Raw genomic sequence first — 16,139 nt, 5'->3', positions numbered from 1 at the left:
ACCATCTATAGAAGTATAGATAGAGATAAACAAGAGAAAAAAGAAGCCGAGTCTAACATACAGGTAGACAAGGTTGAACTAGTCCTATAGCTCAGTTGGTTAGAGCGCTACACTGATAATGTAGAGGTCGGCAGTTCAACTCTGCCTGGGACTACCAAGCTCAAGAACGAAGGAATGACGCGTAAGCGGAATGCAGCAATTCTTGATAACCTCTTGGGGGATTAGCTCAGCTGGCTAGAGCATCTGCCTTGCACGCAGAGGGTCAACGGTTCGAATCCGTTATTCTCCACGATCTCTTAAAAAGAGAAACGATCTTTGACATGATGTACAAAAAGTAAAATTTTAGTAAGAGCTAAAAGTATATATCAAACCGTACGTGATTGATATTGTCATTGAGTATTATTTTTAAATTCTCAATTCTCAATTTTCAATTTAAGAAGTTTGAAAGAAAGTAAGCAAGGGCGCATGGCGGATGCCTTGGCTCTCGGAGGCGATGAAGGACGTGATAAGCTGCGATAAGCTTCGGGCAGGTGCAAATAACCTTTGATCCGAAGATTTCCGAATGGGACAACCCGGCATTCTGAAGGAATGTCATCCATCCTAGATGGAAGCTAACGCAGGGAACTGAAACATCTTAGTACCTGTAGGAAAAGAAAATAATAATGATTCCCCTAGTAGTGGCGAGCGAACGGGGATTAGCCCAAACCAATGTTGTTACGGCAATATTGGGGTTGTAGGACCACGACATCGCAAGACATTTCATGAGTAGAACCCTTTGGAAAATGGGACCATAGACGGTGATAGTCCGGTATACGAAGTGAAACGAAGCGTAGTGGTATCCTGAGTAGCGCGGGACACGAGAAATCTTGCGTGAATCTGCCGGGACCATCCGGTAAGGCTAAATACTCCCGAGAGACCGATAGCGAACCAGTACTGTGAAGGAAAGGTGAAAAGCACTTCGAATAGAAGAGTGAAATAGTCCCTGAAACCGTGCGCCTACAAGCGGTCGGAGCTGCGTAAGCAGTGACGGCGTGCCTTTTGCATAATGAACCTACGAGTTACTTTTTCCGGCAAGGTTAAGTGTCTCAAGACATGAAGCCGAAGCGAAAGCGAGTCTGAACAGGGCGATTAGTCGGAAGGAGTAGACGCGAAACCAAGTGATCTACCCTTGGTCAGGTTGAAGGTTAGGTAACACTAACTGGAGGACCGAACCGATAAGCGTTGAAAAGCTTCCGGATGAACTGAGGGTGGGGGTGAAAGGCTAATCAAACTTGGAGATAGCTCGTACTCCCCGAAATGCATTTAGGTGCAGCCTTGGGAATTACTACTGTGAGGTAGAGCGACTGATAAGATGCGAGGGCTTCACCGCCTATCAAGTCTTGATAAACTCCGAATGCGCAGTAGTTCGATCCCAGGAGTGAGGGCATGGGTGCTAAGGTCCATGTCCTAAAGGAGAAGAATCCAGACCATCAGCTAAGGTCCCGAAATAATTGCTAAGTTGAACTAACGAAGTCAGATTGCTAAGACAGCTAGGATGTTGGCTTGGAAGCAGCCATTCATTTAAAGAGTGCGTAACAGCTCACTAGTCGAGGAGTTTGGCGTGGATAATAATCGGGCATCAAGCAATTTACCGAAGCTATGGGATCAGTAATGATCGGTAGGGGAGCATTCCACTCCGCGTCGAAGGTGAAGCGTGAGCTTTGCTGGAGCGTGTGGAAAAGCAAATGTAGGTATAAGTAACGATAAAGGGGGTGAGAAACCCCCTCGCCGAAAGACTAAGGTTTCCTGATCAACGCTAATCGGATCAGGGTTAGTCGGGTCCTAAGGCTCAGCCGAACGGTGAGGCCGATGGCAGAACAGGTTAATATTCCTGTACTACCTTAAAGAGTGACGTGGAGACGGAGGAGTGACAGCGCCGCGGACTGACGGAATAGTCCGTTGAAGGGTGTAGATGTTGATTGCGGCAGGCAAATCCACCGCAAGAGTCGAACCTGATAGTATACCGAATTCTTCGGAATGAGGTAATAGTGCGTGTAAACATACTCCCAAGAAAATCCGCTAAACTTAATCTTTAAGGTACCCGTACCGCAAACGGACACACGTAGTCGGGTTGAATATACTAAGGCGCTTGAGTGATTCACGGTTAAGGAACTAGGCAAATTGACCCTGTAACTTCGGGATAAAGGGTCCCAACGAGAGTTGGGCGCAGAGAATAGGTCCAGGCAACTGTTTAACAAAAACACAGGGCTGTGCCAAATTGAAAGATAACGTATACAGCCTGACACCTGCCCGGTGCTGGAAGGTTAAGAGGAGATGTCATCGCAAGAGAAGCATTGAATTGAAGCCCCAGTAAACGGCGGCCGTAACTATAACGGTCCTAAGGTAGCGAAATTCCTTGTCGGGTAAGTTCCGACCTGCACGAATGGTGTAATGATCTGGACACTGTCTCAACCGTGAGCTCAGTGAAATTGTAGTATCGGTGAAGATGCCGATTACCCGCGATGGGACGAAAAGACCCCGTGAACCTTTACTATAGCTTAACATTGAATTTGGGTAATTGATGTGTAGGATAGGCCGGAGACTTCGAAGCAGGTACGCCAGTATTTGTGGAGTCGCTGTTGAAATACGGCCCTTTGATTATTTGAGTTCTAACTCGCTGATGCGAGGACACTGTTTGGTGGGTAGTTTGACTGGGGTGGTCGCCTCCAAAAGTGTAACGGAGGCTTCTAAAGGTGCCCTCAGGACGATTGGTAACCGTCCGTAGAGTGTAATGGCATAAGGGCGCTTGACTGGGAGACAGACAAGTCGATCAGGTAGGAAACTAGAGCATAGTGATCCGGTGTTTCCGTATGGAAGGGACATCGCTCAAAGGATAAAAGGTACTCCGGGGATAACAGGCTGATCCCTCCCAAGAGCTCATATCGACGGAGGGGTTTGGCACCTCGATGTCGGCTCGTCACATCCTGGGGCTGGAGAAGGTCCCAAGGGTTGGGCTGTTCGCCCATTAAAGTGGCACGCGAGCTGGGTTCAGAACGTCGTGAGACAGTTCGGTCTCTATCTATCGTGGGCGTATGAAATTTGCGTGGCTCTGACACTAGTACGAGAGGACCGTGTTGGACTGACCGCTGGTTTACCAGTTGTGCCGCCAGGTGCATTGCTGGGTATCTAAGTCGGGATTGGATAAGTGCTGAAAGCATCTAAGTACGAAGCCAGCCACAAGATTAGATTTCTTAGGGTCGTCAAAGACGATGACGTTGATAGGATGCAGGTGTAAAGGTGGTAACATCAAAGCCGAGCATTACTAATTGCCCGTTCACTTTCTTTCGGACATGTACCGGTTGGGTATATACGTTTAGCTTGCTAGACACTGAAGTTTTACTTTTCATCATGTCATAACCTTATTCAGGTGGTTATAGCACGAGGGTTCCACCTCTTCCCATTCCGAACAGAGAAGTTAAGCCTCGTCACGCCGATGGTACTGCGTAACAGTGGGAGAGTAGGTAGCCGCCGTTTTAAAGAAGCCCCTTGATTCATTTTGAATCAAGGGGCTTTCTGTGTTTTATCACTTCTGAATCAGGGCGTTCTCTAAGGCCGGATAAAAGATAACCTCTTCTCTTCTTCTGCAAATAAGATAGCTGTATTTACTAATGCCAGATGTGAATATGCCTGCGGGAAGTTGCCCAACTGTTCTTTGGTTTCGAAATCAATATCTTCACTAAACAATCCGAGATGATTGGAGTATTTCAGAACTTCGTCAAACAGGCAGCGTGCTTCTTCTTTATGGCCGGTTACAAACAATGCCCGTATAAGCCAGAATGTACAAATCGTAAAAGCAGAAGTAGGCAACCCGAAATCGTCTTTGCTGTTATAGCGATACATAAGTCCTTTATGGAAAAGGGCTTTCTTGACAGCTTCCACTGTTTTATGATAGCGTATATCATCTGCTTCTATAAATCCATAGGGTTCCATCAATAGTAATGAAGAATCCATTGCTTGATTATTATATGTCTGTGTGAAGCTTTGAAGTTCCTTATTCCAGCCATATTTCATCACGTCTTTCTTTATTTTTTCGGCTTCCAGTTGCCAACGTTCGCTATAATTATATTTGTTAAGCATTTGAGCGATTTTAGCTCCGCGATCTAAAGCTACCCAACACATCACTTTGGAAGAAACAAAGTGTTGTCCTTCTCCCCGGATCTCCCAGATTCCCTTATCGGGCTTTCTCCAGTTTTCTACTACTTTTGCTAAAATGGTCTTTACCATTTCCCACATGTCTTCAATTTCATCCAGTGTGCCGGGCATGAGGCGATAATATTGGTAAATCAAGTCCATCAGGTAACCAAAAGAGTCGTTTTGTTTCTGATGGTATGCATCATTTCCTATTCGTACAGGTTTGGAGTTCTTATAACCGGATAGATGGTCGAGTATCACTTCGGTTAGTTGGTGCTCGCCCCGGATGCCATACATAATTTGATAGTCATGTTTGGAAACGAATGTGGATTGGATAAATTTCATAAAGCGTTTGGCTGCACCGGTATGTCCGATTTGAAACATGGTTTCGATGGACATGGAAGCATCCCGGAGCCAGCAAAAGCGATAATCCCAGTTGCGCACTTCTCCCACAGCTTCCGGTAGGCTTGTAGTTAGTGCTGCCAGCACGGCTCCGTTGTGGTAGGACATTAGTTTCAGAACCAATAAACTCCGTTCGATTACGTCATTATATAGAGTGTATTTCTTGCTTCTGTCTGTCCAGTTCAGCCAATATACCAGCGTACGGCAGTATTCTATTTTCTCCCTTTCTATGTCGATTGGGATCACTTTCTCGTTATAGGAGAGCAGGAGAAATTCGTCTTTCTCAAGAATGATTTCTTTTTTCTCTTTGATGTCCTGAAGAGACAGGGAAGCATATAAATATTGTCTGTCCTTGTTGTCGAAGGAGCAGTAGGATTCGATATACTGTGGAGTGATATTAAGGATCACTTGTCCCTGTGCATAGTTCGGAGCCGGGTGGTAGTTGATCTTGAAACGCGGTTTTCCTTTTATCCAATGTATGTAGCGGTATAATTCGGCTGGTAAGTAATGCCCTGTTTCGTCTTGGGAACGATAGCAGGGCATATAGTCGAGTACTACGAATTCTCCTTCATCGGAGGAGAATTGAGTAGAAAGAATATTGGTGTGGGGGACATAACTTTGTGTGATGCGATAGTCTCCGGAAACTTCGAATCCGAAAGTTCCTCCTTTCTCCCGGTCGAGCAGACTGGCAAAAATAGAAGGAGAATCGAAATCGGGAAAACAGAGCCATTCGATATTTCCGTTCTGCGAAATGAGAGCTGCGGTTCGGCAGTTACCTATCACTCCATAATTTAAATTATTCATATTGATTGCTTTTTATTGAGTTTTTAATAGATCTTTGAGAAAGTCGAAAGCGAAAGTCAGGCGATTCTTAATACTTCCTTCTTTTGTGGCAGTTTTTTGTTTGCCTAGTAAAGACCGTAAGAAAGGAAGTACGTCAGATTGGGCAGACAGGTGATAGTTGGCGGCTTCGGATACGCTACCTATTTTAATGGTGATAGCGCTCATTGGCAATGCCTGAAACATATCTTCATCTGTAGTGTCGTCTCCCATCGCTATAACAAAATCATAGCGTCTGCTGGCTAGCAGACGCCCTACCTCCGAACCTTTATTGCAATCCGGTGATTTGATTTCGATCACTTTATTTCCTTGCAGAATTTGTAGTTTCTGCCGGGTACAGAGCGAAATCAGCGTGTTGACGAGTTGCTGGGCTCTTAATGTGCCGAGCCATGCGTCACTTTCACGATAATGCCAGGCCAGGGCAGTTTCCTTCACTTCCAGATGGGAACGGGGAGTACGGTCTACAAACATTTGAAGGATAGAGAGAATACCTGCTCCCCATTCTATCTTCTTTATGTTTTTATGCCAGACTCCGTTTTCTTTATAGAAAGCCCCATGTTCGGCAGCCATAGAAATAGGAAGGGTGCCAAGCCATTTTTCTAATGTAAAGTGATCCCGCCCGCTATTGATAACAATATGATTGGCGGGATCGCTAGCCAGTTGTTGTAGAATAGAAATGAGTTCCGGTGTAGGTTGTGCATCCTCAGGACGTGGTTTGAGAGCCGTCAGTGTACCATCATAGTCCAGCAGAATCAGGCGTTGTTTGGCATGGTTATACTTGAGTTTGATTTGTGCAATGCTAGCGGCTACGATACGTTTTTTTCGTAACATATCGTTTTTCATACATGTCGCGTTTAGTTCATTGACAAAGTCGGCTGCCCATTTGTTGACTGTCTGTACGGACAGAATGCTTTGCATACGTTGCAGGCGTTGCTTTTGTTCCTCTTCGGGCATTTCAAGTGCCTGGCAAATAGCATTTTCTATTTGTTCCGTATCGTTCGGGTTGATTTGGATAGCGTCCGTCAATTCTACGGCGGCACCTGCCATTTCGCTAAGGATAAGTACACCGGGATTGTCACATTTGGTAGCTACGTATTCTTTGGCTACCAGATTCATTCCGTCCCGAAGTGGAGTGACGAGGGCTATGTCGGCCACATAGTACATGGCAGTCAGTTCTTCCAGTGAAAAGCCATGATAGAAATAACATACGGGAGTCCAGTTCATTGTGGAGTAACGTCCGTTGATAGAGCCGATTTCTTCGTCAATTTTTGTTTTTAGTTCCGCATAGCTGCCTACATGATCGCGTGAAGGGACAATGACCATTGCCAATGTAACTTTACCGTGATATTCGGCATGATGTTCGAGGAAGGTGGCAAAGCCACGAAGACGGTGTAATATGCCTTTGCTGTAATCCAGTCTGTCTACTGACAGGATCAGTTTATGCTCGCCGAAAAGTTTCCGGGTTCGTTCAATGGCCTGATGTACTTCTTTATTTTCTGAAGCCTGATGATAGGATTCATAGTTGATTCCCATCGGCAATGCTTCTACTCTGACCATCCGGTTGTTGATCTGTACTTCATCCAGTTTGAAGTCGAGATGCAGCACACGTTCTACGGCACTGATGAAGTGACGCATATAGTCATGAGTATGGAAAGCTATGAAGTCTGCTCCCAGCAAACCCTTCAGAATCTCGGCACGCTCCGGAAGAATACGGAAGAGTTCGTAAGAAGGGAACGGGATATGATGGAAATAACCGATACTTAGTTCCGGATATATTTTCCTCAACATTCCGGGAAGTAGCATCAGTTGATAATCCTGTATCCATACCTTATCGCCGGGACGTATCAGCCGGCAAATCTCCTCACAGAAGAGTCGGTTGACTTGTTGATAGGATTGCCAGAAACAGTTCTTATATAAGGTATAAGCATAAAAGTAATGACACAAAGGCCAGATAGTACTGTTACTGTATCCTTCGTAATAGTTTTCAATTTGCTTTTCCGACAAGAAGACCGGATGAAAATTCATTTCCTGTAGTTTCTCGTTAATCTCTTGCTGGTCCTTCTCTTCATTTGTACATATTCCGGGCCAACCTATCCAGTGCTTCTCATAAGAAGTCTGGAGAGAATCCAAACCTGTTGCCAGTCCGCCTTCGCTACGCGAAAATACGAATGTGCCGTTTGTGCCGGCTACTTTGACAGGTAATCTGTTTGCAATAATATAAAGTTTCATATCTATTTCTTTGCAAAGCATGTACCAATTGACTTATGTTGATGCTTAACCGTTTATTATCAACAGATTATAAAGATATAGTATCCTCCTTTTGTCTTTTCAAAATGGAATCCTTTTTTCAAAATGGAAGGGTATGTTGGATGGAAAGAAAGTAACAGCTTGTTTGTATCTATTTGAATGTTAGCTCATTATGCATTCTTTGCTTTTTGTGGCACGCATTTGGCATGAAGAATGGCAAGTAAAAATTTATAGTAATCATTTAAAAGGTAAAAACATGGGAATAACACTATCATTTATTTTCTGCCTGTTGAGCGGTTTCGCTTGTTTCTGGCTGTTCTGGAAATGTGTAGACTGGTTTGAGAATATTTAAAGAAAAAAGGAGAATTGATTATGTACACAGCATTATTCGTATTAGGTATTGCAATCTTCGGTTATTTGATGTATGTGCTCATCAAACCCGAGAAGTTTTAAAGTAACACACACAGTTTAAGGTAAAAAGTATATGAATACAGAAATTTTAGGCGTGGTTGTTCAGATAGCCTTGATGGTGATTCTGGCTTATCCACTGGGAAAATACATTGCCAAGGTCTACAGAGGAGAAAAGACCTGGTCTGATTTTATGGCTCCTATCGAAAGAGTCATTTATAAAGTTTGTGGAATCGACCCCAATGAAGAAATGAACTGGAAACAATTCCTGAAAGCATTGTTGATTTTGAATGCTTTCTGGTTTTTCTGGGGAATGGTACTCTTGGTTTCACAAGGATGGTTGCCTTTAAACCCGGACGGCAACGGACCGCAGACTCCGGATCAGGCATTCAATACCTGTATTAGTTTTATGGTGAACTGTAACTTGCAGCACTATAGCGGTGAAAGCGGACTGACTTATTTTACTCAACTCTTCGTCATCATGCTTTTCCAGTTTATTACCGCAGCAACAGGTATGGCTGCTATGGCAGGTATTATGAAGAGTATTGCTGCAAAAACAACCAAAACGATTGGTAACTTCTGGCAATTTCTGGTAATAAGTTGTACGCGTATCTTATTACCTCTTTCTCTGATTGTAGGTTTTATCCTGATTCTGCAGGGAACTCCGATGGGATTTGACGGTAAGATGAAAGTCACTACTCTTGAAGGTCAGGAACAGATGGTTTCTCAAGGTCCTACGGCCGCAATTGTTCCTATTAAACAGTTGGGTACGAATGGCGGTGGATATTTTGGCGTGAACTCCTCTCATCCATTGGAAAATCCGACTTATCTTTCTAACATGGTAGAATGTTGGTCTATCTTGATTATCCCGATGGCGATGGTATTTGCACTGGGTTTCTATACCCGCAGAAAGAAGTTGGCTTACAGTATATTCGGAGTAATGCTTTTCGCTTTTCTGGTCGGTGTGTGCATTAATGTCAGTCAGGAAATGGGGGGTAATCCGCGCATCGATGAGCTGGGAATTGCACAGGACAATGGTGCGATGGAAGGTAAGGAAGTGCGTTTGGGAGCCGGAGCAACCGCGTTGTGGAGTATTGTAACGACCGTAACTTCCAATGGTTCTGTGAATGGTATGCATGATTCTACCATGCCTCTGTCCGGTATGATGGAAATGCTGAATATGCAGATTAATACCTGGTTTGGCGGTGTAGGTGTAGGGTGGATGAACTACTATACATTCATTATCATTGCAGTGTTTATCAGCGGTTTGATGGTGGGACGTACACCGGAATTCCTCGGTAAGAAAGTAGAAGCCCGCGAAATGAAAATCGCTACGATTGTAGCTCTGCTTCATCCGTTTGTAATCTTGGTGTTTACGGCAATCTCAAGTTATATTTATGTACACCATCCGGATTTTGTGGAAAGTGAAGGTGGGTGGTTGAACAACTTAGGATTCCACGGTTTGAGTGAACAGCTTTACGAGTACACTTCCTGTGCCGCCAATAACGGTTCCGGTTTCGAAGGCTTGGGTGATAATACTTATTTCTGGAACTGGACATGTGGTATCGTTTTGATTCTGAGTCGCTTCCTTCCTATTATCGGACAGGTTGCCATTGCCGGGCTACTGGCGCAGAAGAAATTCATACCGGAAAGTGCCGGTACGTTGAAGACGGATACACTGACTTTCGGAGTAATGACATTTGTAGTTATCTTCATTATTGCCGCTCTGTCGTTCTTCCCGGTACATGCATTGAGCACGATTGCTGAACATTTAAGTTTGTAATACTGAATTAGAGAAGATATGAAAGATAATAAATCAGCTTCTTTGTTTCCAAAGGAGCAAGTTATAGAAAGTTTGAAACAATCATTCGTGAAACTGAACCCACGAATGATGATAAAGAATCCGATTATGTTTACGGTAGAGGTGGCTACGGTAGTCATGCTGCTTGTGACGCTCTACTCCATTGTTAATTCTTCACAGGGTTCGTTTGCTTACAACATTGCCGTGTTTATCATTCTGTTTATCACTTTGCTGTTTGCCAATTTTGCCGAAGCTATTGCAGAGGCACGTGGTAAAGCACAGGCCGACAGTTTGCGTAAGACTCGTGAAGAGACACCGGCAAAGAAAGTGGAAGGCAATAAAATCGTTACTGTCAGTTCTTCACAGTTGAAGAAAGGGGATGTGTTTGTCTGCGAGGCAGGAGATGTGATTCCTTCCGACGGTGAGATTATTGAAGGGTTGGCTTCTATTGATGAAAGTGCCATTACCGGTGAGTCTGCTCCGGTCATTCGTGAGGCAGGTGGCGACAAGAGTTCGGTAACAGGAGGTACGAAAGTACTGTCCGATCATATAAAGGTGATGGTGACTACCCAACCGGGAGAAAGTTTTCTTGATAAGATGATCGCATTGGTGGAAGGTGCTTCCCGCCAGAAAACCCCGAATGAGATTGCGTTGACTATTTTGCTGGCAGGTTTTACGCTTGTTTTCGTCATTGTGTGTGTGACTTTGAAACCGTTTGCCGATTATAGTAATACGGTCATCACTATTGCTTCGCTTATTTCTTTGTTTGTGTGTCTGATCCCGACAACTATCGGTGGACTTCTCTCTGCCATCGGTATTGCCGGTATGGACCGTGCACTTCGCGCCAACGTGATTACTAAATCCGGTAAAGCGGTTGAAACTGCGGGCGATATTGATACATTACTGCTGGATAAAACGGGTACTATCACCATTGGTAATCGTAAAGCAACTCATTTCCATACAGCTCCGGGTGTCGATCTGCACGATTTTGTGGAAACTTGTCTGTTGTCTTCCTTATCCGATGAAACGCCGGAAGGTAAGTCTATCGTAGAATTGGGACGTGAGTCGGGCATTCGTATGCGTAATCTGAATACAACAGGAGCACGTATGATTAAGTTTACGGCTGAAACCAAATGTTCGGGAGTAGACCTGGCAGATGGAACGCAGATTCGTAAAGGTGCTTTTGATGCCATCCGTAAGATGGTGGAAGGTGACGGGAATGAATTTCCGAAAGAAGTGGAAGAGATTATTTCTTCTATCTCAAGCAATGGTGGTACACCGCTGGTAGTATGTGTAAACAGAAAGGTGACTGGTGTTATTGAACTGCAGGATATTATCAAACCGGGTATTCAGGAACGTTTCGAACGTCTGCGTAAGATGGGAGTGAAGACGGTAATGGTGACAGGTGACAACCCGTTAACTGCAAAATATATTGCTGAAAAAGCCGGTGTGGATGATTTTATCGCCGAAGCGAAACCGGAAGATAAGATGGAATATATCAAGAAGGAACAGCAGGCTGGTAAATTGGTTGCAATGATGGGAGACGGAACGAACGATGCTCCTGCCCTGGCACAGGCCAATGTAGGTGTAGCCATGAATAGCGGTACACAGGCAGCGAAGGAAGCTGGTAATATGGTCGATTTGGATAACGACCCGACGAAGTTGATCGAGATTGTGGAAATCGGTAAACAATTGCTGATGACACGTGGTACGCTGACTACTTTCTCTATCGCCAATGACGTAGCGAAGTATTTTGCTATCGTTCCGGCCTTGTTTATGATCGCCATTCCCGAACTGGCTGCTCTGAATATCATGCATCTGCATAGTCCTGAAAGTGCTATTCTTTCGGCAGTCATTTTTAATGCGATTATTATTCCGATTCTGATTCCGTTGGCTTTGCGTGGTGTGCAATACAAGCCGATAGGTGCGAGTGCTTTGCTTCGCCGTAATCTGCTGATCTATGGTGTGGGTGGTGTGATTGCTCCTTTCGTGGGAATCAAATTGATAGATTTAGTAGTAGGTTTATTCTTTTAATTAAAAAACAATAGCAATGAAAACTTTATTGAAGTCATTAAAAATAACACTTGCTTTTTGTGTCTTTTTCTCCGTGTTCTATATCCTTATCCTGTGGGTGTTCGCACAGGTAGCGGGTCCTAATAAAGGAAATGCCGAAGTAGCTACATTGAACGGGAAAGTAGTGGGAGCAGCCAATGTCGGCCAGATGTTTACAGAGGATATTTATTTCTGGGGACGTCCTTCTTCTGCCGGTGACGGGTATGATGCTACGAGTTCCTCTGGTAGTAATAAGGGTCCTACGAATCAGGAGTATCTGGATGAAGTAAAAGCGCGTATCGATACTTTTCTTGTACATCATCCTTATTTGAATCGGGCGGATGTGCCTGCCGAAATGGTTACAGCCAGTGCTTCGGGACTGGATCCTAATATTACTCCTCAATGTGCGTATGTGCAAGTGAAAAGAGTAGCACAAGCACGTGGATTGAGAGAGGAACAGGTGAGAGCAATTGTTGATAAAAGCATAGAAAAACCGTTTTTGGGGTTGTTGGGAACAGAAAAGGTGAATGTATTGAAATTGAATATCGCTTTAGAGGAAAGCAATAAGTAGATGAAGATTGAGCAGCGTTCCTGTCCGGACCGTTTGGGTTATGCCGCGGTTCAAATTAACAGGGTTGGATAGGGCGCTGCTTTTTTACGGAAACATAAAATAGAATAAGATAAGAAGTATGAAAAGTTTTTTTAGTAAAAAGAGTTTTTTAGGAACAATGGCTGTAGCAGCCGTTTGTATGTTGGGAACAGTTAATGCACAAGCACAAGAGTTTACTATACAAGGTGATTTGGTAAGTTCGTATGTATGGCGTGGTATTTATCAGGGGGGAGCTGCTTCCTTTCAGCCGACTTTGGGATTTAGCGTAGGTAATTTCTCGCTTACTGCATGGGGCTCAACCAGTTTGAGTGAGAGTAATAAAGAAATTGACCTGACCGCAGCTTATAAGTTCGGTGAAGCAGGACCGACGCTTTCTGTAGCCACTCTTTGGTGGGACGGACAAGCTGATGTGGCCAATGGAGAACTTACCAATAATTATTTTCATTTTAAAAGTGGAGACACCGGACATCATTTTGAAGCAGGGTTAGCTTATACGCTTCCTATTGAAAAGTTCCCGTTATCTATCGCATGGTATACCATGTTTGCCGGTGCTGACAGAAAAACGACTGATGAGGGGGAAGAAAAGCAGGCATACTCTTCTTACGTAGAACTGAATTATCCGTTCAGTGTGAAAGGAGTTGATCTGAATGCTACTTGTGGAGTGGTTCCTTATAAGACTCCGCAGTATAATGTGAATGGGTTTGCAGTGACGAACCTAGCTTTGAAAGCAACGAAAGCAATAAATTTTAATGATAAGTTTTCATTGCCTATATTTGTACAGGCTATATGGAATCCACGTTTGGAGGACGCCCATTTAGTATTTGGCGTAACTTTAAGGCCATAAAATAAACTCATGAATTTTTGTGAAACCCGTGGTGATCGTGATGATTACTACGGGTTAGGATGTTTAAAATAACAGATTGACGTAATGGATGATAGAGAACATAGTGTACAGTATTTTTTGGATCTGATAAAGAAGTCCCACCGGGGCAAATTCAAGGTCTATATCGGTATGATAGCCGGTGTGGGAAAGTCATATCGTATGCTTCAGGAGGCACATGAACTGCTGGAGAACGGTGTGAACGTGCAAATCGGCTATATCGAAACTCATGGACGCGCCGGAACGGAAGCATTGTTGCAAGGGCTCCCTGTCATTCCGCGTCGTAAAATCTTCTATAAGGGGAAAGAATTGGAAGAAATGGATCTGGATACGATTATCCGTGTCCATCCGGAAATTGTAATTGTGGATGAACTGGCTCATACCAATGTAGAAGGTAGTTTGAACGAGAAACGTTGGCAGGATGTGATAACTTTGCTGGATGAGGGAATCAATGTGATTTCGGCAATCAATATTCAGCACATTGAAAGCGTGAATGAAGAAGTGCAGGAGATTACGGGTATTGAAGTGAAAGAACGGGTGCCCGACAGTGTTCTTCAGGAAGCGGATGAGGTGGTGAATATTGACTTGACGGCAGAGGAGCTGATTGCACGTTTGAAAGCGGGTAAGATATATCGTCCGGAAAAGATTCAGACGGCATTGGATAATTTCTTTCGGACAGAGAATATTCTTCAGTTACGTGAGTTGGCTTTGAAGGAAGTAGCGTTGCGGGTAGAAAAAAAGGTGGAGAATGAGGTGGTGATGGGAGTAGCCGTCGGACTCCGGCATGAAAAGTTTATGGCTTGTATCAGTAGTCATGAGAAAACACCCCGGCGGATTATCAGAAAGGCGGCAAAGTTGGCAACCCGGTATAATACTACTTTTATAGCCCTGTATGTTCAGACTCCGAAAGAGAGTATGGATAGAATTGATCTAGCCAGTCAACGGTATCTGTTGAACCATTTTAAGCTCGTGGCGGAACTTGGGGGAGAGGTGGTGCAGGTGCAGTCGAAGGATATTTTGGGGAGCATCGTCAAGGTTTGTAAAGAGAAACAGATATCGACTGTTTGCATGGGAACTCCTAATTTAAGGTTGCCATACGCTATTTGTTCTATACTGGGATATAGAAAGTTTTTAAATAATTTGTCACAAGCTAATGTAGATTTGATTATACTTGCATAATATTAATCGTATGAACGTTATGAATATTAAAACGAAACTGATTCTCGGTATCGGAATGCTGGCCGGAATGATTATTTTGCTGGTAACACTTTCAGTTGTGAATCTTCAAATTCTGACAGCGACAGAACCTGATAGTCCTGCTGCTATGCCCGGATTGGAACGTGCTTTGTTATGGATTTCCGTAACGGGAGGAATCTGTATCTTGACCGGACTGATATTGCTTTATTGGTTGCCCCGTACTATCAGCAAGCCTATTAAAGAGCTGAAAGAGGGAATTCTTGAAATAGCCAATCATAATTATGAGAAGCGTCTGCAGATGAATAATAATGAAGAATTCCGGGATGTGGCGGATAGTTTTAACCGGATGGCGGAGCGTTTGACCGAATATCGTGCCAGTACTTTGTCGGATATTCTTTCTGCAAAGAAATTTATTGAAGCAATTGTAAACAGTATAGATGATCCGGTGATCGGCTTGAATATGGAGCGTGAAATTCTGTTTATCAATGAGGAAGCACTCAATGTCTTGAATCTGAAACGGGAGAATGTGATTCGTCAATCGGCGGAGGAACTGGCTTTGAAGAATGACCTGTTGCGGCGGTTGATCCGTGAACTGGTGACGCCAAGCGAGCAGAAGGAACCATTGAAGATATATGCCGACGACAAAGAGAGTTACTTTAAGGCCTCTTATGTCCCTATCATTAATACGGAGGCTGAAAAAGGGGAACCCCGCAAACTGGGTGATGTTATTTTATTGAAGAATATCACGGAATTTAAGGAACTGGATTCTGCCAAGACTACATTTATCTCGACGATATCTCATGAACTGAAGACTCCGATTGCTGCTATTATGATGAGCCTCCAGTTGTTGGAAGATAAGCGTGTCGGTGCATTGAATGATGAACAGGAGCAGTTGTCTAAAAGTATCAAGGAGAACAGCGAGCGTTTGTTGAGTATCACCGGAGAATTGCTTAACATGACCCAGGTGGAGGCGGGAAAACTACAGTTTATGCCGAAGATCACCAAACCGATTGAGTTGATCGAATATGCGATTAAAGCTAATCAGGTGCAAGCGGATAAGTTTAATATCCAGATAGAAGTGGAATATCCGGAAGAGAAAATCGGCAAACTCTTTGTCGACAGTGAAAAGATTGCCTGGGTATTGACGAATCTGCTAAGTAATGCTATCCGTTATTCCAAAGAAAACGGACGTGTGATTATCGGTGCCAAACAGGATGAAAATATGATCGAACTCTATGTCCAGGATTTTGGAAAGGGGATTGATCCGCGTTATCACAAAAGTATCTTCGACCGTTATTTCCGTGTGCCCGGAACGAAAGTACAAGGCAGTGGTTTGGGATTATCTATTTCCAAGGATTTTGTGGAAGCTCATGGCGGTACGCTGACGGTAGAGAGCGAATTGGGGAAGGGAAGTCGGTTTGTGATGCGGTTGAAGGCATAGTTTTGAAGGAGTCTATGAAAGAATTGGGTTATTGCTATCTACTTCCTATGTTGTTTTAATTCTTTGTTGAATTGAATACTATAACAGCAAA

9 protein-coding genes, 2 tRNA genes and 2 rRNA genes are annotated in these 16,139 nt (G+C 43.9%); 11 read left to right on the top strand and 2 right to left on the bottom strand.

Features of this window, described 5'->3' with window-relative positions; translation table 11 throughout:
* Nucleotides 1–80 precede the first annotated feature (80 nt).
* From AB3G73_RS13300 to rrf, 4 genes are all read left to right on the top strand, one after another.
* Nucleotides 81–157, top strand: a tRNA-Ile gene (locus AB3G73_RS13300).
* Nucleotides 158–215: 58 nt separating this feature from the next.
* Nucleotides 216–289 (top strand) — tRNA-Ala (locus tag AB3G73_RS13295).
* Nucleotides 290–445: 156 nt separating this feature from the next.
* Nucleotides 446–3,325: ribosomal RNA gene (locus AB3G73_RS13290) — 23S ribosomal RNA — on the top strand.
* Nucleotides 3,326–3,402: 77 nt separating this feature from the next.
* Nucleotides 3,403–3,513, top strand: a 5S ribosomal RNA gene (rrf, locus tag AB3G73_RS13285).
* Nucleotides 3,514–3,585: 72 nt separating this feature from the next.
* Here the strand turns inward: rrf and AB3G73_RS13280 are convergent.
* Both AB3G73_RS13280 and AB3G73_RS13275 read right to left on the bottom strand, forming a co-directional pair.
* Nucleotides 3,586–5,376: a glycoside hydrolase family 15 protein gene (locus AB3G73_RS13280; protein ID WP_259011196.1), complete on the bottom strand. Its 1,791-nt coding sequence runs from the start codon at nt 5,374–5,376 to the stop codon at nt 3,586–3,588.
* Between the two features lie 12 nt (nt 5,377–5,388).
* A complete protein-coding gene (locus AB3G73_RS13275; protein WP_258978502.1) occupies nt 5,389–7,662 on the bottom strand; it encodes a bifunctional alpha,alpha-trehalose-phosphate synthase (UDP-forming)/trehalose-phosphatase in 2,274 nt (757 codons plus the stop codon).
* Between the two features lie 369 nt (nt 7,663–8,031).
* Here AB3G73_RS13275 and kdpF point away from each other — a divergent pair, with 369 nt between their 5' ends.
* The 7 genes from kdpF to AB3G73_RS13240 all read left to right on the top strand — a co-directional run bounded on the left by kdpF (nt 8,032) and on the right by AB3G73_RS13240 (nt 16,048).
* Nucleotides 8,032–8,112 (top strand): K(+)-transporting ATPase subunit F, encoded by an 81-nt coding sequence (gene kdpF / locus AB3G73_RS13270; protein ID WP_032849815.1) that lies wholly within the window; start codon nt 8,032–8,034, stop codon nt 8,110–8,112.
* A gap of 31 nt (nt 8,113–8,143) precedes the next feature.
* Nucleotides 8,144–9,850, top strand: coding sequence for a potassium-transporting ATPase subunit KdpA (gene kdpA, locus AB3G73_RS13265; protein ID WP_008777345.1), 1,707 nt, complete (start codon nt 8,144–8,146; stop codon nt 9,848–9,850).
* Nucleotides 9,851–9,868: 18 nt separating this feature from the next.
* Complete coding sequence (gene kdpB, locus AB3G73_RS13260) at nt 9,869–11,902, top strand: potassium-transporting ATPase subunit KdpB (RefSeq protein ID WP_074638340.1); 2,034 nt, start codon at nt 9,869–9,871, stop codon at nt 11,900–11,902.
* 16 nt (nt 11,903–11,918) lie between these two features.
* A complete protein-coding gene (locus tag AB3G73_RS13255) occupies nt 11,919–12,491 on the top strand; it encodes a K(+)-transporting ATPase subunit C (protein WP_367745106.1) in 573 nt (190 codons plus the stop codon).
* Between the two features lie 118 nt (nt 12,492–12,609).
* Nucleotides 12,610–13,374: a hypothetical protein gene (locus AB3G73_RS13250; protein ID WP_007767477.1), complete on the top strand. Its 765-nt coding sequence runs from the start codon at nt 12,610–12,612 to the stop codon at nt 13,372–13,374.
* An 84-nt stretch (nt 13,375–13,458) separates the two neighbouring features.
* Nucleotides 13,459–14,589: a sensor protein KdpD gene (locus AB3G73_RS13245; RefSeq protein WP_004309023.1), complete on the top strand. Its 1,131-nt coding sequence runs from the start codon at nt 13,459–13,461 to the stop codon at nt 14,587–14,589.
* A gap of 19 nt (nt 14,590–14,608) precedes the next feature.
* Nucleotides 14,609–16,048, top strand: coding sequence for an ATP-binding protein (locus AB3G73_RS13240; protein WP_032840003.1), 1,440 nt, complete (start codon nt 14,609–14,611; stop codon nt 16,046–16,048).
* Nucleotides 16,049–16,139: the final 91 nt, after the last annotated feature.

It is taken from the genome of Bacteroides sp. L008, from assembly GCF_040812255.1.
Taxonomy (GTDB): Bacteria; Bacteroidota; Bacteroidia; order Bacteroidales; family Bacteroidaceae; genus Bacteroides; species Bacteroides vicugnae.
The sequence above is the reverse complement of the archived record's forward strand: the minus strand, read 5'-3'. Positions and strand labels throughout refer to the sequence as shown.